The following is a 20,796-nucleotide window of genomic DNA, read 5'->3' on the forward strand; positions in this document are numbered from 1 at the left end:
TGTGCAGGCTTACGCCTTCAGGTCGTAGGTGACCCATTCGGTCTTCTGGGCGATCTTGTCGTAGAGACGGCGGGCGTCCTCGTTGTTCTCCGCCGTGATCCACCGTACGACGAAGGAGCGTCGTTCGACACCGATCTCGCGCAGTCGCTCGATCAAAGCCGCCCCGATGCCCTGCCCGCGCGCCTCCGGACGCACATAGAGATCATCGAGGTAGAGCCCGGTGCCGCCGGCGAGGGTATCGACGAACTCGCGGAAGTGAGCGAGTCCGAGCAACTGGCCGGTCTCGTCGTCGACGGCGACCATGGCCTCGGCGAGCCGCCGCTCCGACGTGAACCACGACCACGCACGCACGGCCTTCTCGTCGTTCAGAGGTGTCTCGTAGAAGTCGCAGTAGCCTTCGAACAGCTCGTGCCAGGCGAAGAAATCACGGTCTACAACGGGTCTGATGGTGAATGCCACTGGTGCTCCTAATGTGTGCGACAACGCTGTCTCAGCTGAGACTATCGGGCGCGAAGACGATCTCTTCGACGACAAGCTCAGTGCCGACACGGAAGGTAAGATTCTCGATCTTTCCCACGGCGCGCAGATCGTCGGATGCCCTCTCGAGTACCTCGAGGGCGTCGGCGGGCGCAGCGATGACGGCCGACGCGACGGGGGTCTTCTGCGACGCCTTCGCGTCGGTCTTGGCCCGGCGTATGCCGATCAGCGCCTGGCCGGCAAGGTGCAGCAGGCTCTCGTTCGAGGGGATGCCGTCGGCCGGAACGCCCGCGGCGTCACGGGTGGTCGTTGGCCAGGATGCGACATGCACCGATCCCTCGTGCGTCCACGACCAGACCTCCTCGGTTGCGAACGGCAGGAACGGCGCGAACAGTCGCAGCATCACATCGGTCGCCGCGCGCAGGGCGAGGACGGCGGATGCGCGGGCGGCGGGTTCGGTCGCCTCGCTGTAGGCGCGCTCCTTGACGAGCTCGAGGTAGTCGTCGCAGAACGTCCAGAAGAACGACTCGGTGGTCTCGAGCGCCCGGGCGTGGTCGTAGTTCGCGAACGCCTCCGTCGCCGTGGCGATGACGGCGTCGAGCGAGCTCAGCATCGACAGGTCGATGGGGTGCGTGACCTCGTGCTCGCCCGCGGGCAGCTCGAATCCGTAGACGAACTTGGCCGCATTCAAGATCTTGATGGCGAGGCGACGCCCGATCTTGATCTGGGTCGGGTTCTGCGGGTCGAAGGCCGCGTCGGTTCCGAGGCGGCTCGAGGCAGCCCAGTACCGCACCGCGTCGGAGCCGTGCTGCTTCAGCACGTCTGCGGGGGTGACGACGTTGCCCTTCGACTTCGACATCTTCTTGCGGTCGGGGTCGACGATGAATCCCGAGACCGCTGCGTGCTTCCACGGCTTCTCGTTGTCTTCGAGGGTGGCGCGCAACAGCGTGGAGAACAGCCAGGTGCGGATGATGTCCTGGCCCTGAGGGCGCAGGTCGAACGGGTAGACGCGCTCGAAGAGGTCTTCGTCGCGCTTCCAGCCACCCGCGAGCTGCGGGGTGAGCGACGAGGTGGCCCACGTGTCCATCACATCGACCTCGCCCTGGAACCCGCCCGCGACGCCGCGCTGGCTCTCGTCGTATCCGGGAGCGGCATCCGACGACGGGTCGACGGGCAGCGACGACGCGTCGGGGAAGATGGGCTGGTCGAACACGGGGTTGCCGTCGGCGTCGAGGGGGTACCAGACGGGCAGGGGCACGCCGAAGAAGCGCTGGCGCGAGATCAGCCAGTCTCCGGTGAGGCCGCCGACCCAGTTGTCGAACCGCACCTTCATGAATTCGGGGTGCCACGAGATCTCGTTGCCGAGCTCGAGCAGCCGGGAGCGCAACTCCTCGTTGCGCGCGCCGTTCGTGATGTACCACTGACGGGTCGACACGATCTCGAGGGGCTTGTCGCCCTTCTCGAAGAACTTCACGGGGTGAGTGATGGGCTTCGGGTCGCCGATCATCTCTCCGGACTCGCGGAGCAACTCGACGATCGTCTGCTTGGCGGAGAAGACCGTCTTGCCGGCGAGCTGGGCGTAAGCCGCCTTGCCGGCCTCGGACGTGATCGCCAGCGGCGCATCCGAGATGAGACGACCGTCGAAGCCGATCACCGCGCGGATGGGCAGGTCGAGGTCGCGCCACCAGATGACGTCGGTGAGGTCGCCGAACGTGCAGATCATGGCGATGCCCGAGCCCTTGTCCTGTTGTGCGAGGTGGTGGGCGACCACGGGGATCTCGACATCGAAGAGGGGCGAGCGAACGGTCGTGCCGACGAGATCGGCGTATCGGGGGTCGTCTGGATGCGCGACGAGAGCCACGCAGGCGGGAAGCAGTTCGGGACGGGTCGTCTCGATGAAGATGTCGCCGGCGGGGCCGTGGAAGGCGAGCCGGTGATACGCGCCCGGCTGCTCCTTGTCTTCGAGCTCGGCCTGGGCGACCGCGGTGCGGAACGTCACGTCCCACAGGGTCGGCGCCATGGCCTGGTAGGCCTCGCCGCGCTCGACGTTGCCGAGAAAAGCGAGCTGGCTGGCTCGGAGAGACTCGTCGCCGATGGTGCGGTACGTCTGCGTCCAGTCGACCGACAGGCCGAGTTCGCGCCAGAGGATCTCGAACTGCTTCTCGTCTTCGACCGTCAGGCGTTCGCACAGTTCGATGAAGTTGCGGCGCGAGACCGGCTTCTGATCTGCCGCCTTGGAACTCTTGTTGTCGCCGCCCTCGAAGGGCGGGGTGAAGTCGGCCTCGTACGGCAGCGACGGGTCACAGCGCACGCCGTAGTAGTTCTGCACGCGGCGCTCGGTGGGCAGACCGTTGTCGTCCCAGCCGATGGGGTAGAAGACGCTCTTGCCGCGCATGCGCTGAAAGCGCGCGATCACGTCGGTGTGGGTATACGAGAAGACGTGACCGATGTGCAGAGAACCAGACGCCGTGGGCGGGGGAGTGTCGATGGAGTAGACACCCTCGCGGGTGGCCGCATCTCGGTCGAAGAGATAGGTGCCCTGGGACTCCCAGGTCTCGGCCCACTTCTCTTCGAGCCCTTCGAGCACGGGCTTGGCAGGAATGGACGAGGGCAGGGAGTCGGTCACGGCGGGGAGTCCTTTGTTATGGGCGGCACCGTGTCGATGGTGAGGTGCCTGAATGTCAGTTTCCCAGGATACCCTCCCCGCCGCCGCCTCAGTTCGGCGTCACCTCGGGGCCGAGGTCGCGCGTCAGCCGCTCGAGCTCCCGTCGCAACTCGACCGGGAACCGGTTCTCCTCGAAAGCGTCGAAGTACTCGGCGATCGCCGCCGCTTCTCGCCGCCATGCCGTCTTGTCGAGATCGATGATCGCCTGGATCTCGTCGACGCCGAGCGAGAGTCCGTCGAGGTTCAGCTCGTGCGCCAGCGGAAGACCTCCGATGGGTGTGGATCGCGCGGCCAGATCGCCTTCGAGCCGGCCCACGATCCACTCGATGACCCGGGCGTTCTCCGAGAATCCCGGCCAGATGAATCGGCCGTCGGCATCGGTGCGGAACCAGTTCACGGAGAAGATCTGCGGTGCCTTCTCCCCGAGATGCTCGCCCATCGCGATCCAGTGCGCGAAGTAGTCCGCCATGTTGTAGCCGGCGAAGGGCAGCATCGCGAACGGATCGTGGCGCAGGCGACCGACCTCGCCGGTGGCGGCCGCGGTCGTCTCCGACGCCATGGTCGCGCCCATGAAGACACCCTGCTGCCACGAACGTGCCTGCGACACGAGGGGCACGGTGCTCGGGCGGCGCCCTCCGAACAGGATCGCGTCGATCACGACTCCGTCTGGCGAGTTCCACTCGTCGGCGATCGAGGGGCACTGGTCGGCGGTCACCGTGAATCGGCCGTTCGGGTGCGCTGCGCGGGTTCCGGATGCGGGGGTCCAGTCGTTCCCCTCCCAGTCGGTCGCGTGGGCGGGAGGCGCATCGGTCAGACCCTCCCACCACACGTCTCCGTCGTCACGCAGGGCGACATTCGTGAAGATCGTGTTGCCCCAGATCGTCTGCGTCGCGGTCGGGTTGGTCGACGGTCCCGTTCCAGGCGCGACGCCGAAGAAGCCGCGCTCCGGGTTGATCGCGCGAAGTCTCCCATCCGGGCCGGGTCGCATCCAGGCGATGTCGTCGCCGATGGTCTCGACCTTCCAGCCCGGAATCGTCGGTGCCAGCATGGCCAGGTTGGTCTTGCCGCAGGCCGAGGGAAAGGCGGCCGCCAGGTGGAACACCCTGTTCTCCGGCGAGGTGACGCGCACGATCAGCATGTGCTCGGCCATCCAGCCCTCGTCGCGGGCCATCACGCTCGCGATACGCAGCGCGAAGCACTTCTTTCCGAGCAGCGCGTTGCCGCCGTAGCCCGAGCCGAACGACCAGATCTCACGGGTCTCGGGAAAGTGGCAGATGTACTTGGTCTCGTTGTGCGGCCAGGGCGAGTCGTCGTGGCGCACTCCGGCGTCGTCGATCAGGGGTACGCCGACGCTGTGCAGGGCGGGTACCCACGGCGTTCCCGGTGTAATCGCCTCGAGCGCCTCGTCTCCGATGCGAGTCATCAGAGCCATGCTCGCGACGACGTAGGGCGAGTCGGTGATCTGCACACCGAACTGCGACAGTGCGCCTCCGACGGGTCCCATCGAGAAGGGGATCACGTACATGGTGCGGCCCCTCATGCTCTGCGCGAAGAGGTTCGTCAGCTCGAGTCGCATGATCGAGGGAGCGCGCCAGTTGTTAGTGGGGCCCGCATCATCGGGATCCGCAGAGCAGATGAATGTGCGATCCTCGACCCGGGCCACGTCGGCCGGGTCGCTGCGCGCCAAGAAGCTGTTCGGTCGCCATTCGGGGTTCAGTCGGATCAGCGTTCCCTGCGCGACCATCTCTTTGGTCAGTCGATCCCATTCCGCGGTCGACCCGTCGACCCAGACGACCTCGTCGGGCGTGGTGAGCCGAGCGATGTCGTCGACCCAGTCGGCGATCTCGGGGTTGGAGTGAGAGCGGGGTGATGCGGTCCTCGGTGCGAGCAGCGTCATGATTCTCCTGTGAATAGATGCGTCGGTCTGGTTGCGAGGAAGAAAATCCTTCGGTATCTCCACACTGAGCTATTAGCGGCGTAGATTTGAGAAGATCGCGCGCAAAGAAGAGCCGATCTTGACAGGAGGGCAATGTGGCCGCCGAAACCGATCTGATCACGCTGGGCCGACGCATCCGGCACCATCGCAAGAAGGCCGGGTTCACGCTCGACCAACTGGGTGCGCGGGTGGGCGTCGTGGGCAGTCAGCTCTCGCTCGTCGAGAACGGCCGCCGGGAGCCTCGGCTCGTCTTGCTGCAGAACATCGCGAGCGAGCTCGGTGTTCCGCTGACCGACCTGCTTTCGGGCGATGCTCCGGATGCCCGCACAGCCCTCGAGATCGAACTGTCGCGGGCTCAGCGAGGTCCGCTCTACGCCTCGCTCGGGCTGCCGGTCGTTCCCGCGTCGCGTAGCCTGCCCACCGAGACCCTCGAGTCCTTGGTGGGCCTGCATCGCGAGCTCATCCGCCGCGCGAATCGCGCGGTCGCGACGCCCGAGGAGGCCCGCCGAGCGAACACCGAGCTGCGACTCAGGATGCGCGAGCGCAACAACTACCTGCCCGAGATCGAGAAGATCGCCTCGGAGGCGCTCGCGAAGGTCGGTCACGTCGGGGGAGCCTTGACCCATCGCAGCGTGAGCCTGCTCGCCGAGAGTCTCGGATTCAGCCTCATCCACGTCGACGACCTGCCCCACTCGGCACGATCCGTCATCGACCTCGAGAACGGGCGCATCTACCTGCCGCCGGCATCGATTCCCGGTGGCCACGGCCTTCGCTCGATGGCGTTGCAGGCGATGGCGCACAGGCTCCTCGGGCACCAGCCGCCCGAGAGCTACGCCGAGTTTCTGCAGCAGCGGCTCGAGATCAACTACTTCGCGGCCGCATGCCTGATGCCGCACGACGCCTCGGTGCGGTTCCTGCGCGCTGCGAAGGAGCGCCGTGACCTGTCTGTGGAGGACTTCCGTGACGCCTTCGGGGTGACTCACGAGGCGGCGGCGCTGCGGCTCACCAATCTGAGCACGGAGCAGCTCGGACTCTCGATGCACTTCTTACGCGTCGCCGACGACGGAGCTATTCAGAAGGCCTACGAGAACGACGGTCTCGTTCTGCCGATGGATGTGACGGGCGCGATCGAGGGTCAGCTCGTGTGCCGCTTCTGGGCGTCACGCGCGGCCCTGCACCGCACCAACCGCACGACGGAGTTCTACCAGTACACAGACACCCCGGGCGGAACGTTCTGGTCCGCGACGCAGACAGGCAAGACTGACGCCGGTGAGTTCTCGATCAGCGTCGGCGTGCCGTTCGCCGAGGCGAAGTGGTTTCGGGGCAGAGACACGACGGTGCGGGCGCAGTCCCGCTGCCCCGACGAGTCGTGTTGCCGCAGGCCGGACGACGACCTCGCCGAACGATGGAGAGACAGGGCCTGGCCCAGCGCGAGGCTGCACGCCCACATTCTGTCGCCGCTGCCGCAGGGAGAGTTCCCGGGCGTCGACACGCTCGAGGTCTACGAGTTCCTCGAGTCGCACTCCGCGACGTGACGGGCGGCGCTATAGCGCCGTGAATCCCGCCAGAACGGGCGAGAGCGCACGTTCGAGGTGAGCTGCGAGCGATCCTCTGTCGGGGCCGGCTTCTGCCCAGCTCGTCATCGCTGCGATGACGGCGGCCACGCAGGCGAATGACAGGCTGCGGGAGACGGCCGCGGGTGCGGAGTCGCCGAGGGCTCGCTCGATGACGTTCGACAGGCGCGTGGCCCGACCGATGGCTGACGCCATCACCTCGTGGGTGCTGCCGATGAGCTCGAAGTGGGTGAGCACCCAGGGCACGTCAGACGGGCCGAGGCGGTCGGCGACGTCGAGAAGAGCGTCGCGCAGGAGTTCGATCGGCGTCACTCCGTCATCGGTATCGGTATCGGCGCTCGCGGCGTCGAGCACTGCCGCCATGCGATCGATGCTCGCGTCGAGCCCGACCCAGAACACGTCGCTCTTGGCTGCGAAGTAGTTGAAGAAGGTGTTGCGGCTCACGCCCGCCCGGGTGCTGATCTGCTCGACGGTCGTGCCGGCGTAGCCGTTCTCGAGAAAGAGTTCGAAGGCAGCCTCTTCGAGAAGCGACGGAGACCCGACGCGGGGTCGTCCCCTCATGGCACGCGGCGCATCCGTCACGGGCGCATCCTCTCTCGTCTTCGCTTTATTGGGCTGAGTCTATTTAAAACGGCCTAGGCTAGAAGGTGCGTCTCGCGATCGAGGCATCCCCACCCGAGAGAAGTTCATCATGTTTTCGCGCCCCGGATCGTTCCGAATCGCAGGTTCCCTCGCGCTCGTCGTCAGTGCCGCTCTGGTGTTGGCCGGATGCTCCGCGTCTGCGGGCACGGGTGAGAAGGTCGAGGGAGGCACCATCTCGTTCGGTGTCGATGTCGACCCGGTGGGTCACCTCGACGTGCACTCGTCGCAACTCGACATCAACGCGATCCTGCAGCGGCCTGTCTTCGATTCGCTCGTGTCGCAGAAGGCCGACGGCACGATCGTTCCGTGGCTGGCGACGTCGTGGCAGGTGTCCGACGACCAGTTGCAGTACACCTTCACCCTGCGCGACGACGTCACATTCTCCGACGGAGAGAAGTTCGATGCTGCTGCGGTCAAGGCGAACTTCGACCACATCGTCGACCCGGCCACCGAGTCGGCCCAGGCATCCAGCCTCATCGGCGGCGAGTACTACGCGGGCACCGAGGTGATCGACCCGACGACCGTTCGGGTCAGCTTCTCGCAGCCGTACGCTCCGTTCCTCGCCAACGCCGCGTCGGTGCAGCTCGGCTTCTACTCGCCGAAGGTGCTGGCCGAGCATGCCAGCGAGTTGAAGGCCGGCGGCCCGGGCATCTCCGTCGGTTCGGGTCCGTTCATCCTCTCGAAGTACACCCCGGGCAGCGAGCTCGTCTATACGAAGAACCCCGATTACAACTGGGCGCCCGAGGGCGCGACGGCGCAGGGGCCGGCGACCATCGACGAGCTCGACGTGAAGATCCTCCCGGAGAGTTCGGTACGCACCAGCGCGCTCACCTCGGGCCAGGTCGATGTGATCGGCGACACAGCTCCGTCGAGCCTGACGCAGGTCGGCGACAACTTCACGGTCACGTCGACCGAGTCGCCCGGTGTGCCGTACTCGCTCTACCTCAACGTCACGCGTCCGGTCTTCTCCGACGTCACCGTGCGCAAGGCCTTCGCGGGTGGGTTCGACCTCGATGCGGCGGTCAAGGCCGTCTTCAACGACAGCTATCAGCGCGCCTATTCGATTCTCGGGCCGACGACACCCGACTCCTACGACGCAGCCCTCGAGAAGAGCGCGTCGTTCGACGCCGACGCGGCGAACGACGCACTGGATGCCGCGGGCTGGTCGGAGCGCGACTCCGACGGCTACCGAACGAAAGACGGCAAGCGCCTGAGCGCCCGGTGGATCTCCTACACTCCCGTCAACGAGGACAACGCCAACCTCGCGAATCTGATTCAAGACGGACTGAAGAAGATCGGATTCGAGGTCGTGCACGACCAGCTCGAGCCCGGCGCCTACCTCGACGCCTACCTCGCGGGCGACTACGACCTCACCGACTGGGGATTCCTGTCGGCCGATGCGGATGTCCTGCGCAGCCACCTCGGAACGGGCGGTTACCAGAACGCGTCGCACCTCAGCGATCCCGAGATCGATGCGACGCTCGCCTCGGCCGTCGCCACGACGGATGGCTCCACGCGCGCGGAGCTGTACACGAAGCTGCAGCAGTGGAACGCGGAGAACGCCGTGATCGTGCCGCTGTACGTGCCCGAGTACATCCTCGCCTCGAGCGACAAGGTGAGCGGCATCGAGGTCGACATTCACGGGTGGCCGCTCTTCTCCGGGGCCTCGCTCACGAAGTAGTCCGGGCTGACATAGAGTGCGAGGCATGGTACTTCGGCGCATCCTCGCGCGCGTCGCGGGGATGCTCGTGGTGGTGTGGGGCGCGGCCACCGCGGCGTTCCTGGTTCTGAAGCTCGTTCCCGGAGACCCGGTCGATGTCATGCTCGGCGTCTCGGCGCAGGCGTCGCCCGAGCTCAAGCAGTCGATCCGGGCGGAGCTCGGCCTCGATCAGCCCTTGGTCGTTCAGTATCTGTCGTATCTCTCCCGGCTGGTGCGGGGCGACTTCGGCACCAGCTATCAGCTTCGGCTGCCGGTGACCGAGGTGATCGGGCAGCAGCTCGGATACACGCTGCAGCTGGCGGCGGCCTCGTTGGCGATCGCGCTGGTCATCGCCCTCGTCGGCGCGGTGCTCGTGCACGGACGGGCCGCGCGCGGAGTGTTCTCGGTGCTCGAACTGCTGGCCATCAGTTCGCCTCCGTTCTGGATCGGCCTCGTTCTTCTGAGCGTCTTCGCGTTCGGGCTCGGCTGGTTTCCGGTGGCCGGCGCAGACGGCATCCAGAGCCTTATTCTGCCCGCGCTGACCATCGCGCTGCCGGTCGCTGGAATTCTCGGCCAGGTGCTGCGGACGGGCCTCGAAGACGCCGAGGAGCAGCCTTTCGTCACCAGTGCCAGGGCGCGCGGGGCCGGACCCGCGCGCCTGGTGCTGAGGCATACTCTGCGGCACGCGGCGATTCCCGCGCTCACCCTGGCCGGCTACATCGTGGGATCGCTTCTGGGCGGAGCCGTCGTCGTCGAGTCGGTCTTCGCCCGCCCCGGTCTGGGACGCGTGGCTCTCTCGGCCATCACCAATCGCGACCTGCCCGTGGTCATGGGCATCATCGTCTTCACGGCCATCGTCTTCGTGCTCGTCAATCTTCTCGTCGACCTCGCCTACCGAGCCATCGATCCGCGCATCCACACGCCCACGACCGCCATCCGAGGTGCGCGATGAGCGGCGGGCTGACGGGTTGGCTGCGGGGGCGGGTCGGCCTGATCGCTGCGGTACTCCTTCTTGTCGTCGTCGCCGCGATGGCCGTGGCGCCGTGGATCTTCACGCCTCTCGACCCGCTGGCGACCGATACCTCCCAGGTGCTGCAGCCACCGGCCTGGGGGCATCCGTTTGGCACCGACCAGACCGGTCGCGACGTGTTCACCCGCGTGGTCTACGGAGCCTCGTACTCGCTCGGCGTGGGTGTCGGCGCGACCGCCGCCGCGCTGGTCGTCGGAATCATCGTGGGCACCCTGGCCGGCCTCGCTCCGCGTGTGATCGACAGCGTGGCGATGCGTGGCGTCGAGATCCTCCTCGCGTTCCCCGAGTTCCTCATCGCGCTCTTCGCGATCGCGGTACTCGGCCCGGGGCCCGTGAACGTCGCCACGGCCGTCGGAGTCGCGGCGGTGCCCGCCTACATCAGGGTCGCGCGCGCGGAGACCCTCGTCGTTCGCCGCTCCGGCTACGTGGAGGCCGCACGGGGTCTCGGAGTGCACCCGCTGCGCGTCGCCGTGGCACACATCGTGCCGAACACGCTGCGCCCGCTGGGGGTCATCGCCACGATCGGAATCGGAACCACGATCGTGGCCGCGGCCGGACTCAGTTTTCTCGGCCTCGGCCCGCAGGACCCGACACCGGAGTGGGGGCTCCTCCTCTCGGGAGGCCGCAACCTCCTCGGCCAGGCCTGGTGGGTCGCGTTCTTCCCCGGCGTGCTGATCACGCTGACCGTCGTATCGGCCACCGTCGTGGGTCGACGCCTGCGTAGGGCCGGTGAGGGGCGAGCATGATCGAGAATCGTGAGGTCGTGCGGATCTCGGGGCTGACGGTGCGTTTCGGTCAGACGGTCGTCGTCGACTCCGTCTCGCTCTCCGTGGCGGCCGGGGAGTGCCTCGCCATCGTGGGGGAGTCCGGCTCCGGCAAGACCCTGACAGCGAGGGCGCTTCTCGGGCTGCTTCCCGACGGCGCCTCGGTCGCCGTCGACGAACTCGTGATCGACGGCGTCGACGCGCGGCGCTACTCGCAACGCGACTGGCGGCGCATCCGGGGCGCCCGCGTCGGCCTGGTCAGCCAGGACGCCCTCGTCTCGCTCGACCCGCTGCGCCGGGTCGGCGCCGAGGTCGCCGAGGTGATCGAGATCCACGGTGCCCGCGGCTCGGGCGAGCGGATGCCTCGGGCCGGGATCGTCGACACCGTCACCGGGATGCTGGCTCGGGTCGCCGTGCCTGAGCCGGCCGAGCGGGCACGGCAGTATCCGCACGAGCTGTCTGGAGGGCTGAGACAGCGAGCACTGATCGCCTCGGCGCTTGCGGGGGAGCCCGGCGTCCTCATCGCCGACGAACCGACGACCGCGCTCGACGTCACCGTGCAGGCCCAGGTACTCGACCTTCTCGCCGGTCTGCGACGCGACGGACTGGGCATCGTCGTGATCAGTCATGATCTCGCCGTCGTCTCGGGTCTCGCAGACCGAGTCGCCGTGATGAAAGACGGCCGTATCGTCGAGGAGGGCGTCACAGACGAGGTCCTCTCGCGCCCGCAGCACCCGTATACGCAGATGCTTCTGGCGGCGGCCCCGCGCCTCGGTGACGGACCCTTCGCCGATCGAGTAGCGGCGCGACGGAGGAGCCCGAGTATCGAGATCACTCCCGGTGGTCTCGATACGGCCGCGGGCGGCCTACTCGATCAGCGGGAGTCAACGCCCCTGCTGCACGCCACCGGCCTCGGACGTGACTTCCGGCGTCCCGACGGCAGCCTGCGCTCGGCGGTCGACGATGTGTCGTTGGTCGTGCACGCGGGGGCGTCGATCGGCGTCGTGGGGGAGTCCGGCTCGGGAAAGACCACGCTCGCCCGGCTGCTGCTCGCCTTCGACGATCCGAACCGCGGATCGGTCTCGCTGGATGGGGTCGAGTGGAGCGGGGTGCCCGAGCGGCGGCGCCGGTCGAGGCGGGGCGACATCCAGCTCATCAGCCAGGACCCGCTCGGCTCCTTCGATCCTCGATACACGGTCGCTCGCATCGTCGCCGAAGGGCTGCGAGGCGACGCGCGCCGCACGTCTCCCGGCGACCGGGCCGCGCGCATCCGGCAGTTGCTCGACAGTGTCGGCCTCGACGCCTCGCTCGAGGGTCGGCGACCGCACGAGTTGTCGGGCGGGCAGAGGCAGCGTGTCGCCATCGCGCGTGCCCTCGCTTCTGAGCCTCGAATTCTCGTCTGCGATGAGCCCGTATCGGCCCTCGACGTGTCTATTCAGGCGACGATCATCGACCTGCTGAACGCGCTGCGTCGCGACCTCGGCGTCGCACTCGTCTTCGTCTCGCACGACCTCGCCGTGGTCGCTCAGCTGTGCGACGAGGTCGTCGTGATGAAAGACGGCCGCGTTGTCGAAAGCGGCGCTACCGATCGGGTCTTCCGGCACCCGGAGCATCCATTCACCCGCGCGCTGGTCGCCGCGGTGCCGCGCATGCCGTGACGTACGGTGTCCGGCTCTCTCGGTAAATAGCTATCGACCTAATTAGCATTAGTGCTATATTGCAAACATGCGAAACGACGAATCGACGTCTGACGTCTTCACCGCACTGAGCTCTCCGATCCGTCGGCAGATCTTGCAGGAGTTGCGAGACAGCGAGCTCGCCGCGGGCGATATCGCCGGTCGTTTCCCGGTCTCGGGTCCGACGATCTCCCGGCACCTCTCCGTGCTGAAAGGGGCCGGCCTCGTGACAGAGAGGCGAGATGCGAACCGCATCCTCTACTCGCTCGTCGGCGACAGACTCGCGCTGTCGGTCGGCGATTTTCTCTCCGCCGTCTGTCCCGAGCAGATCGTTCTCCGAGGCATCCAGAAAGCCACACCGACGCACACGAACGAGGCGCGCGCATGAGCTATTTTCTTCCGTCACTGACGGCCACGATCGAACGCCGGCTGCTCATCAACTACGCCCTCGATCCCTCGGTCGCCGCCGAGCTGCTCCCCGGGGGCCTCCGGCCTCAGCTCGTCAACGGCTCCGCCGTGGCCGGGGTCTGTCTGATCAGGCTCGGCGACATGCGAACGCCGTGGATGCCGCGGGCGCTCGGGTGGGGCGCCGAGAACGCGGCCCACCGCATCGCCGTGGAGTGGGACGACGAGGGCGGCACGCAGCGAGGCGTCTACATTCCCGTGCGGCACAGCGCGTCCTGGGTTCCGGTCGCGGTCGGAGGACGGCTGTTCCCTGGCGTTCATCGGCACGCGCGCTTCACCGGTTCTGAGACGCCCAACCGTATCCGGGTCGAACTCTCCGCGTCTGATCTGAGGGTGTCGGCCGATGTCGCCGTGGTCTCCGAATGGAGAAGCCGTCTCTTTCCGACCGTCGACGATGCATCGGAGTTCTTTCGCGCGGGTTCGACCGGATGGTCGCCGCGGCGAGGCTCCGAAGAGCTCGACGGGTTGAGCCTCGGGACCGATCACTGGGCTGTCGAGCCGGGGCGGCTCCTCAACGTCGAATCGTCGTTCTTCGACGCGCTACCCGAGGGCAGCGCCCGGCTCGACAGCGTGCTCGTGATGCGCGACGTGCCCATCGTGTGGAGCGTGCCGTCTCGCAGCCCTCAGATCACTCGGGAGTCGTCGACGCCTTCGGCAGCTGTTCCTCGGTGATCTCCTCGCCGGGCGCTGCCTCGGCCGTAGAAGCGACGAGAATTTCCGTCGACGTCTCCATCGGAGCGGCCGAGCGGCTGCCGCGGCGCCGGAAGAGCGAGCGCCAGCCGCTCTCGGGTTCTCGCTCGTCGGGTTCGTCGACCTCGAGTCCATAGAAGTCGCCGATGTGCTCCACAAAGGCAGCGCGCCGCGCCTTGTCGTACGCCCGTCGCTCCCTCGAGAACGCGATGATGGTCGACCAGCAGATCAGCAGCATGACGACGGAGAACGGAAGCGCGATGATAATCGCCGCCGTCTTCAGTGCCTCGAGCCCGCCGGAGAGCAGGAGGGCGATAGCGAGGAGCGAGGTGACGCACGCGAAGAAGACCCGTACCCAGCGACGAGGCTCCACTTGGCCGCCCGACGCGATCATGCTCATGACGAGCGATCCGGAGTCCGCCGAGGTGATGAAGAAGACGGCGATGAGCAGGATCGCACCGATGGTGAGAACTGCCCCGCCGGGCAGATTGCCGAGCATGGCGAACAGCGCGCCCTCGACATCGACGGTCTTGTCTGCCCCGATGAGATCGGCCTGCCCCGACAACTGCATGTACAGGGCGGTTCCCCCGAGCACGGAGAACCAGAGGAAGGTGATGAGGGTGGGAACGAGGATGACGCCGATCACGAACTGCCGCACGGTGCGGCCGCGCGAGATCCGCGCGATGAAGATACCGACGAACGGCGCCCACGAGATCCACCATCCCCAATAGAACGTCGTCCAGCTGGCCTGCCACGCCTCGCCGGCCTCGCCCGTGTAGGCGTTGACGGCGAACGACATACCCACGAAGTTCTGCACGTAGTTTCCAAGCGACTGCACGAAGTCGCGGAGGAGGAACTGGGTCGGCCCGACGATCAGGATGAAGATGACGAGCAGAGCGGCGAGCATCAGGTTGATGTTCGACAGCCACTTCATGCCGCGCCCCACGCCGGATAGCACGGAGAACAGGACGAACCCGGTGATCACGACGATGATGATCACATTGATCATCGTCGAAGAATCGAGCAGTCCCGCCGACTCGAGTCCGGCACTGATCTGCAGAACTCCGAGACCCAAGGAGGTCGCGACACCGAACAGGGTGCCAACCAGGGCGACGACGTCGACGGCATTGCCCCAGCCCCCGCGAACGCGGCGGCCGAGCAACGGCTCGAGGGTCCAGCGGATGGAGACGGGTCGGTTGCGGCGATGGATCGCGTAGGCGAGGGCGAGCCCGATAACGACGTAGATCGACCACGCGTGGATGCCCCAGTGCAGATAGGTCTGCGAGATCGCCTGCTGAGCGAGTTCGTTCTCTGTTCCCGTGACGCCGGGGCGGGGATTCGCGAAGTGACTCAGCGGCTCGCTGACCCCGTAGAACACGAGTCCGATGCCCATGCCGGCTGCGAACAGCAGTGAGAGCCACGAACCGACCGAGAACTCGGGTTCGTCATCGTCTTTGCCGAGCTTGATGTCGCCGTAGCGGCTGAAGCCCAGAAACAGGCAGAACACAACGAAGAACGCGGCGATGAGCACGTAGTACCAGTTGAAGTTCTTGACGATGCTCGACTGCACGGCCGAGAAGGCGGCCTCCGCGGCATCGGGCAGGACCATGGCGAATGCGGCGAACGCGACGACGATCACGGCGGCGGGCCAGAAGACCCATCGGTTGACGGAGGCGGTGGTCTGAGTGGATCCGGGCATCAGACCAGGGTACGGGTGCAAAGAGGCCATACCGTGCCGATGTCGGATAACATGGGTGTCAGATGACAGTGATCCGGCTATCACCGGTGAGTCTTCGGAAGAAAGGCACGCGCGAGCGGGCCGAGTAGAACCGAACGGGTCTGGCCCGTCACAGCCAATGAACGAGCGGCCGACCGAGTCATGGTGGGCAAGCGAGGTGGTACCACGCGGGTCGGAGCGTTTCCGACCAGGCGTCCTCGTGGAACAGGCAACGAGAAAGCCCGTCCAGGAGAAGCATGTCGTACCCCAAGTCTGAAGAAACCCCCGGCGAGCAGCACCGCCACGCGGCGCCCGCCATCACGCCGAGCCCGAACTTCCCGGCCATCGAAGAAGAGGTCCTCGGCTTCTGGAAGGCCGACGACACTTTCCGCGCGTCGATCGAGAATCGAGCGGATGCCGACGAGTGGGTCTTCTACGACGGCCCGCCCTTCGCGAACGGACTGCCGCACTACGGCCACCTCCTCACCGGATACGCCAAAGACCTGTTCCCGCGGTTCCAGACCATGCGCGGAAAAAAGGTGGAGCGCCGCTTCGGATGGGACACCCACGGCCTGCCCGCCGAGCTCGAGGCGATGCGCCAGCTCGGAATCACCGAGAAGAGCCAGATCGAAGAGATGGGTATCGGCGTCTTCAACCAGGCCTCGCGTGACTCCGTTCTCCGCTACACGGGCGAATGGCAGGAGTACGTCACCAGGCAGGCCCGCTGGGTCGACTTCGAGAACGATTACAAGACCCTCGACATCACCTTCATGGAGAGCGTCATCTGGGCGTTCAAGCAGCTGCACACGAAGGGGCTCGCCTACGAGGGCTTCCGCGTGCTTCCCTACTGCTGGCACGATGAGACCCCGCTGTCGAACCACGAGCTGCGCATGGACGACGACGTCTACAAGATGCGCCAGGACCAGACGGTCACGGTCACCTTCCCCCTGACCGGCGCGAAGGCGGAGGCTCTCGGCCTCACCGCCGTGCGTGCCCTGGCGTGGACCACGACACCGTGGACCCTGCCGACGAACCTGGCGCTCGCGGTCGGCCCGGGCATCCAGTACGCCGTGCTGCCGGGCGGCCCGCTGGGCGCCGCCGACGTGCACGAAGACAGGGTCGAGGGCGAGTCGCACGAGTACCTGATCGCGAGCGATCTCGTGGGCAATTACGCGAAAGACCTGGGCTACGAGTCGGCCGACGACGCCATCGCCGCCGTCTCGCGCACCCACCTGGGCGCCGAGCTCGAGGGCATCACCTACGACCGGCTCTGGGACTACTACGCCGACACCGACACGTGGGGAACGCAGAACGCGTGGCGCATCCTCGTCGCCGACTACGTGTCGACCACCGATGGAACCGGAATCGTGCACCAGGCGCCCGCCTATGGTGAGGAAGACCAGAAGATCTGCGAGGCCGCCGGCATCCCCGTCGTGATCTCGGTCGACGAGGGCGCGCGGTTCCTGCCCAGCGTCTCCGACGTCGTGGGTCTGCAGGTCTTCGAAGCGAACAAGCCGCTCACCCAGCTCCTGCGCGCCAACGGACGCCTGCTGCGCCAGGCCAGCTACGAGCACTCCTACCCGCACTGCTGGCGCTGCCGTAACCCGCTGATCTACAAGGCGGTGTCGAGCTGGTTCGTGCGCGTCACCGAGTTCCGCGACCGCATGGAGACGCTCAACCAGGAGATCAACTGGATCCCGGAGAACGTGAAAGACGGCCAGTTCGGAAAGTGGGTATCGAACGCCCGCGACTGGTCGATCTCGCGCAACCGCTACTGGGGATCCCCGATCCCCGTGTGGAAGAGCGACAACCCCGAGTACCCGCGCGTCGACGTCTACGGCTCGCTCGACGAGCTCGAGGCCGATTTCGGCGTGCGTCCGACCGATCTGCACCGCCCGTATATCGACGAACTCACGCGCCCCAACCCCGACGACCCCACCGGGCAGTCGACGATGCGCCGCATCGAAGACGTTCTGGATGTCTGGTTCGACTCGGGATCGATGCCGTTCGCCCAGGTGCACTATCCCTTCGAGAACCAGGACTGGTTCGACAGCCACAACCCGGCCGACTTCATCGTGGAGTACATCGGGCAGACCCGCGGATGGTTCTACACCCTGCACACCCTGTCGACCGCGCTCTTCGACCGCCCCGCCTTCCGCAACGTCGTGAGCCACGGCATCGTGCTCGGCAGCGACGGGCAGAAGATGTCGAAGAGCCTCCGCAACTACCCCGATGTCTCCGAGGTGCTCGACCGCGACGGTTCGGATGCGATGCGCTGGTTCCTCATGAGTTCTCCTGTGCTGCGCGGGGGAAACCTCGTGGTGACCGAAGAGGCGATCCGGGAGGCGACGCGCCAGGTGCTGCTGCCGCTCTGGAGCACGTACTACTTCTTCACGCTGTACGCCAACACCGCGGGGGAGTCGGGCTACGACGCCCAGCTGCGCACCGACTCCACCGACGTGCTCGACCGCTATCTGTTGGCCAAGACCCGTGAGCTGATCCACGACGTGGCGGCAGACCTCGACGCCTACGACTCGACGCTGGCGACCGCCAAGCTGCGTGACTTCGCCGACGTGCTCACCAACTGGTACGTGCGCCGCAGCCGCGACCGCTTCTGGTCGGGAACCGACACGGCGGCGTTCGACACCCTCTTCACCGTGCTGGAGACCGTCACCCGCGTGGCCGCCCCGCTTCTGCCGCTCGTCTCCGAGCGCATCTGGAAGGGTCTCACGGGAGGTCGGAGCGTTCACCTCACCGACTGGCCGGACGAGAACCGCTTCCCGGCCGATCCGGCACTCGTGCACGCCATGGATCAGGTGCGCGAGATCTCGTCGACAGTTCTCTCGCTGCGCAAGCAGAACGGTCTCCGCGTGCGTCTTCCGCTCGCGAATCTCACGATCGTGAGCTCGAACGTCGAGGCTCTGCGTCCCTTCGAGGGCATCCTCGCCGACGAGCTCAACGTGAAGAACGTCACGCTGGTCGAGCAGCAGCAGAACGGCGCTCTCGAGTTCGGCATCACGTCGAAGCTCACCGTGAACGCCCGCGCCGCGGGTCCCCGCCTCGGAAAGCAGGTGCAGCAGGTCATCAAGGCCGCCCGCGGAGGCGACTGGTCTGAGAGCAACGGCGTCGTGACCGCGGGAGGCATCGACCTCGTCGACGGCGAATACGAGCTCGTGCTCGAGACGCAGGATGCCGGTGAGGGCGCCCACACGGCCCTCGCGCTGCTCGCGGGTGGCGGATTCGCCCTGCTCGACACGGCGACGACTCCCGAACTCGAGGCGGAGGGTCTCGCGCGCGACATGATCCGTGCCGTGCAGGACGCACGGAAGTCGGCGGGTTTCGAGGTGAGTGACAGGATCGTGCTCGACCTCGTCTTCTTCTCCGATGCGGATGCCGACGCTCTGCGTCACGCCTCGGCGGTCGACGTCGCAGCAGAGACCCTCGCCACGGAGTTCACCATCTCGGGCCCCCGTGACACCCCCGGTCTCGACGGGTACCGTGGAGATCTGGTCACCGAGTGGATCGGCAACGCGGTCACCACCGCACCCGAGCACGTCGTTCGCATCGGCGGCGCCAAGTACGCGAACACCGACGACGTCATCGTCGCGGTGAGCCGACAGTCAGGAATCCGCAATGTCTGATCACGAGTCACCCGATCCAGAGAAATCCGGGTACATCGGTCCGCTCGACGATACCGATCCCGACGAGTTCGTCGCCGCGGGAGACGCGGTCTACGCGGCCCTCCTCGAAAGGCTCGGAGAAGCCGCGCCTCAACCCAGGCTCTCCGCCACCCGTCGGGTCGTCGAGCTGCTCGGCGACCCGCAGCGGGCGTACCCCGTGATCCACATCACGGGAACGAACGGAAAGACGAGCACCAGCCGCATCACCGAGAGCATCCTGAGGGCGTACGGCCTTCGAACGGGACTCTTCACGAGCCCGCACCTCGAGCGGCTCAACGAACGCATCGTCGTCGACGGCGAACCGATCAGCAACGAGGCGCTGGCGGCGAACTGGGCAGACATCGAGCCGTTCCTGCAGATCGTCGACGGCGAACTCGAGACGGCCGGGGAGCCCCGCATCACCTTCTTCGAGGCGCTGTCGGTTCTGGCCTTCGCCTCGTTCGCTGATGCCCCGGTCGACGTGGCCGTGATCGAGGTCGGCATGGGCGGCGAATGGGATTCCACGAACGTCGCCGACGGGCAGGTCGCCGTGATCACGCCGATCTCGCTCGATCACACGTCGCGCCTCGGCAACACGGTCGAGGAGATCGCCCGAACCAAGTCGGGAATCATCAAGCCCGTGTCCCATGTCGTCTCGGCCCTCCAGCCCGAGGGCGCATTGGCGGAGCTGCAGCGTGCAGCGGAGCTGACCGAGTCGACCCTCGCGGTTCAGGGAGAGCAGTTCCAGCTGATCTCCAGCGCAGTCGGTGTCGGAGGCCAGGTCGTCTCGATCAAGGGCCTCGCCGGAACGTACTCCGATCTCTTTCTTCCGCTCTACGGAGCGCACCAGGCACAGAACGCGGCCGTGGCCGTCGCCGCGGTCGAGTCGTTCCTCGGCGGCGGAACGCACGAACTCGCATCCGATGTCGTGAATGAGGGCTTCGCCACCGTCACGTCACCCGGGCGCCTGCAGCTGGTGGGCATCGAACCCACCGTGCTCGTCGACGCCGCGCACAACCCCGGCGGAGCCGAGGTGCTGGCCGTGGCCATCACCGAGTACTTCACCTTCGACAAGGTGGTCGCCGTTCTCGGCGTTCTCGCCGACAAAGACGTCGAGGGCATCGTACGGGCGCTCGAGCCCGTCGTCACCGAGTTCGTCGTGACGGATGCGCCCAGCGATCGTGCCGTCGACGCGGATTCGCTGGCGGCGATCGTTGTTGGCATCGTCGGGCGCGACCGCGTCACGGTCGAGCCCGGGTTCGAGCGAGCCATGGAGGTCGCACGCGACAGCGCGGAGGAAGCCGAACGAGGTGCCGTGCTGGTCACCGGTTCGATCACGCTGGTCGGCGAGGCCATCACCCTGGCCGCGGCCGAGAAATGGAAGCCGTGACAGACATCCAGCCCCCGGCAGACGGAGCCGGGCCGGTTCGGCCCGCGCGAGCCGCGTCAGTGCGCCGGTCGCTCGGCTCGATCGTGCTCGGCTTCGAGAGTGTCGTGATGTTCCTCGCCGCCCTCGTGGCGTTCGGGCTCAAAGCGCTGCCCGCGTTGCCCGCCCTCGGAGGCGGTGCACTGCTGTGCGTTGCGCTGGTGGCCGGGGCCGGGCTGCTGCGCTTCCGCTGGGGCTACGCCTTCGGCTGGGTGCTGCAGGCCGCGATCATCGCATCCGCTTTCCTCGTGCCCGTCATGTGGATCGTCGGAGTGCTCTTCGTGGGGCTGTGGACGTACTGCATGGTCGTCGGGGCGAGGATCGACCGAGAGAAAGCCGCTGCCGCCGCCGGTCAGCCCTGATCGGTCGGCGACCC

The 20,796-nt window shown here is 66.7% G+C and carries 15 protein-coding genes; 10 read left to right on the forward strand and 5 right to left on the reverse strand.

What is annotated here, in order from left to right; genetic code table 11:
- Positions 1-9: 9 nt before the first annotated feature.
- The 3 genes from CCK87_RS04350 to CCK87_RS04360 form a co-directional block, all read right to left on the reverse strand.
- A complete protein-coding gene (locus CCK87_RS04350) occupies positions 10-459 on the reverse strand; it encodes a GNAT family N-acetyltransferase (protein WP_086460199.1) in 450 nt (149 codons plus the stop codon).
- Between the two features lie 31 nt (positions 460-490).
- Entirely contained in the window at positions 491-3,103 is a 2,613-nt protein-coding gene (gene valS / locus CCK87_RS04355) for a valine--tRNA ligase (protein ID WP_086460200.1), read from the reverse strand.
- 88 nt (positions 3,104-3,191) lie between these two features.
- Positions 3,192-5,039 carry a phosphoenolpyruvate carboxykinase (GTP) gene (locus CCK87_RS04360; RefSeq protein WP_086460201.1) on the reverse strand — a complete coding sequence of 616 codons (1,848 nt, stop codon included), beginning with the start codon at positions 5,037-5,039 and terminating at the stop codon, positions 3,192-3,194.
- Positions 5,040-5,173: 134 nt separating this feature from the next.
- Between CCK87_RS04360 and CCK87_RS04365 the strand changes: the two genes are divergently transcribed.
- A complete protein-coding gene (locus tag CCK87_RS04365) occupies positions 5,174-6,613 on the forward strand; it encodes a helix-turn-helix transcriptional regulator (RefSeq protein WP_086460202.1) in 1,440 nt (479 codons plus the stop codon).
- Between the two features lie 9 nt (positions 6,614-6,622).
- Here the strand turns inward: CCK87_RS04365 and CCK87_RS04370 are convergent, their stop codons facing one another.
- Positions 6,623-7,234, reverse strand: coding sequence for a TetR/AcrR family transcriptional regulator (locus tag CCK87_RS04370; protein ID WP_212638187.1), 612 nt, complete (start codon positions 7,232-7,234; stop codon positions 6,623-6,625).
- Positions 7,235-7,343: 109 nt separating this feature from the next.
- On the opposite strand from CCK87_RS04370, the gene CCK87_RS04375 reads away from it, so the two are divergent.
- The 6 genes from CCK87_RS04375 (at position 7,344) to CCK87_RS04400 (ending at position 13,600) form a co-directional block, all read left to right on the forward strand.
- Complete coding sequence (locus CCK87_RS04375) at positions 7,344-8,975, forward strand: ABC transporter substrate-binding protein (protein ID WP_086460204.1); 1,632 nt, start codon at positions 7,344-7,346, stop codon at positions 8,973-8,975.
- 25 nt (positions 8,976-9,000) lie between these two features.
- Complete coding sequence (locus CCK87_RS04380; protein ID WP_086460205.1) at positions 9,001-9,945, forward strand: ABC transporter permease; 945 nt, start codon at positions 9,001-9,003, stop codon at positions 9,943-9,945.
- The gene (locus CCK87_RS04385; protein ID WP_086460206.1) at positions 9,942-10,769 is read left to right on the forward strand and encodes an ABC transporter permease; all 828 of its coding nucleotides are present in this window, start codon (positions 9,942-9,944) and stop codon (positions 10,767-10,769) included. The genes CCK87_RS04380 and CCK87_RS04385 overlap by 4 nt, the downstream gene beginning before the upstream one ends.
- Complete coding sequence (locus CCK87_RS04390) at positions 10,766-12,445, forward strand: ABC transporter ATP-binding protein (protein WP_086460207.1); 1,680 nt, start codon at positions 10,766-10,768, stop codon at positions 12,443-12,445. The genes CCK87_RS04385 and CCK87_RS04390 overlap by 4 nt, the downstream gene beginning before the upstream one ends.
- 67 nt (positions 12,446-12,512) lie before the next feature.
- Positions 12,513-12,851, forward strand: a complete 339-nt coding sequence (locus CCK87_RS04395) for a metalloregulator ArsR/SmtB family transcription factor (RefSeq protein ID WP_086460208.1) — start codon at positions 12,513-12,515, stop codon at positions 12,849-12,851.
- Entirely contained in the window at positions 12,848-13,600 is a 753-nt protein-coding gene (locus tag CCK87_RS04400) for a DUF2071 domain-containing protein (RefSeq protein ID WP_086460209.1), read from the forward strand. The genes CCK87_RS04395 and CCK87_RS04400 overlap by 4 nt, the downstream gene beginning before the upstream one ends.
- Here CCK87_RS04400 and CCK87_RS04405 read toward each other — a convergent pair.
- Positions 13,557-15,317 carry a BCCT family transporter gene (locus tag CCK87_RS04405; RefSeq protein ID WP_086460210.1) on the reverse strand — a complete coding sequence of 587 codons (1,761 nt, stop codon included), beginning with the start codon at positions 15,315-15,317 and terminating at the stop codon, positions 13,557-13,559. The two genes, CCK87_RS04400 and CCK87_RS04405, sit on opposite strands and share 44 nt — an antisense overlap.
- 275 nt (positions 15,318-15,592) lie before the next feature.
- Between CCK87_RS04405 and ileS the strand changes: the two genes are divergently transcribed.
- From ileS to CCK87_RS04420, 3 genes are read left to right on the forward strand one after another with little or no spacing between them, the layout of a single operon-like run.
- On the forward strand, positions 15,593-18,976 hold the full coding sequence (gene ileS / locus CCK87_RS04410) for an isoleucine--tRNA ligase (RefSeq protein ID WP_086460211.1): 3,384 nt from the start codon (positions 15,593-15,595) through the stop codon (positions 18,974-18,976).
- Positions 18,969-20,384: a folylpolyglutamate synthase/dihydrofolate synthase family protein gene (locus CCK87_RS04415; protein ID WP_086460212.1), complete on the forward strand. Its 1,416-nt coding sequence runs from the start codon at positions 18,969-18,971 to the stop codon at positions 20,382-20,384. Before ileS ends, CCK87_RS04415 begins: the two co-directional genes overlap by 8 nt.
- The gene (locus tag CCK87_RS04420; RefSeq protein ID WP_249273699.1) at positions 20,381-20,782 is read left to right on the forward strand and encodes a DUF4233 domain-containing protein; all 402 of its coding nucleotides are present in this window, start codon (positions 20,381-20,383) and stop codon (positions 20,780-20,782) included. Before CCK87_RS04415 ends, CCK87_RS04420 begins: the two co-directional genes overlap by 4 nt.
- Positions 20,783-20,796: the final 14 nt, after the last annotated feature.

Origin of the sequence: Agreia sp. VKM Ac-1783, from assembly GCF_900177765.1 — a bacterium.
Lineage (GTDB): Bacteria > Actinomycetota > Actinomycetes > Actinomycetales > Microbacteriaceae > Agreia.

Excerpts from the sequence above, each read along its gene's own strand:
- CCK87_RS04360 (WP_086460201.1), bottom strand. The coding sequence starts at position 5,039 with ATGACGCTGCTCGCACCGAGGACCGCATCACCCCGCTCTCACTCCAAC.
- CCK87_RS04375 (WP_086460204.1), top strand. The coding sequence starts at position 7,344 with ATGTTTTCGCGCCCCGGATCGTTCCGAATCGCAGGTTCCCTCGCGCTC.
- CCK87_RS04380 (WP_086460205.1), top strand. The coding sequence starts at position 9,001 with ATGGTACTTCGGCGCATCCTCGCGCGCGTCGCGGGGATGCTCGTGGTG.
- CCK87_RS04385 (WP_086460206.1), top strand. The coding sequence starts at position 9,942 with ATGAGCGGCGGGCTGACGGGTTGGCTGCGGGGGCGGGTCGGCCTGATC.
- CCK87_RS04390 (WP_086460207.1), top strand. The coding sequence starts at position 10,766 with ATGATCGAGAATCGTGAGGTCGTGCGGATCTCGGGGCTGACGGTGCGT.
- CCK87_RS04395 (WP_086460208.1), top strand. The coding sequence starts at position 12,513 with ATGCGAAACGACGAATCGACGTCTGACGTCTTCACCGCACTGAGCTCT.
- CCK87_RS04400 (WP_086460209.1), top strand. The coding sequence starts at position 12,848 with ATGAGCTATTTTCTTCCGTCACTGACGGCCACGATCGAACGCCGGCTG.
- CCK87_RS04405 (WP_086460210.1), bottom strand. The coding sequence starts at position 15,317 with ATGCCCGGATCCACTCAGACCACCGCCTCCGTCAACCGATGGGTCTTC.
- ileS (WP_086460211.1), top strand. The coding sequence starts at position 15,593 with ATGTCGTACCCCAAGTCTGAAGAAACCCCCGGCGAGCAGCACCGCCAC.
- CCK87_RS04415 (WP_086460212.1), top strand. The coding sequence starts at position 18,969 with ATGTCTGATCACGAGTCACCCGATCCAGAGAAATCCGGGTACATCGGT.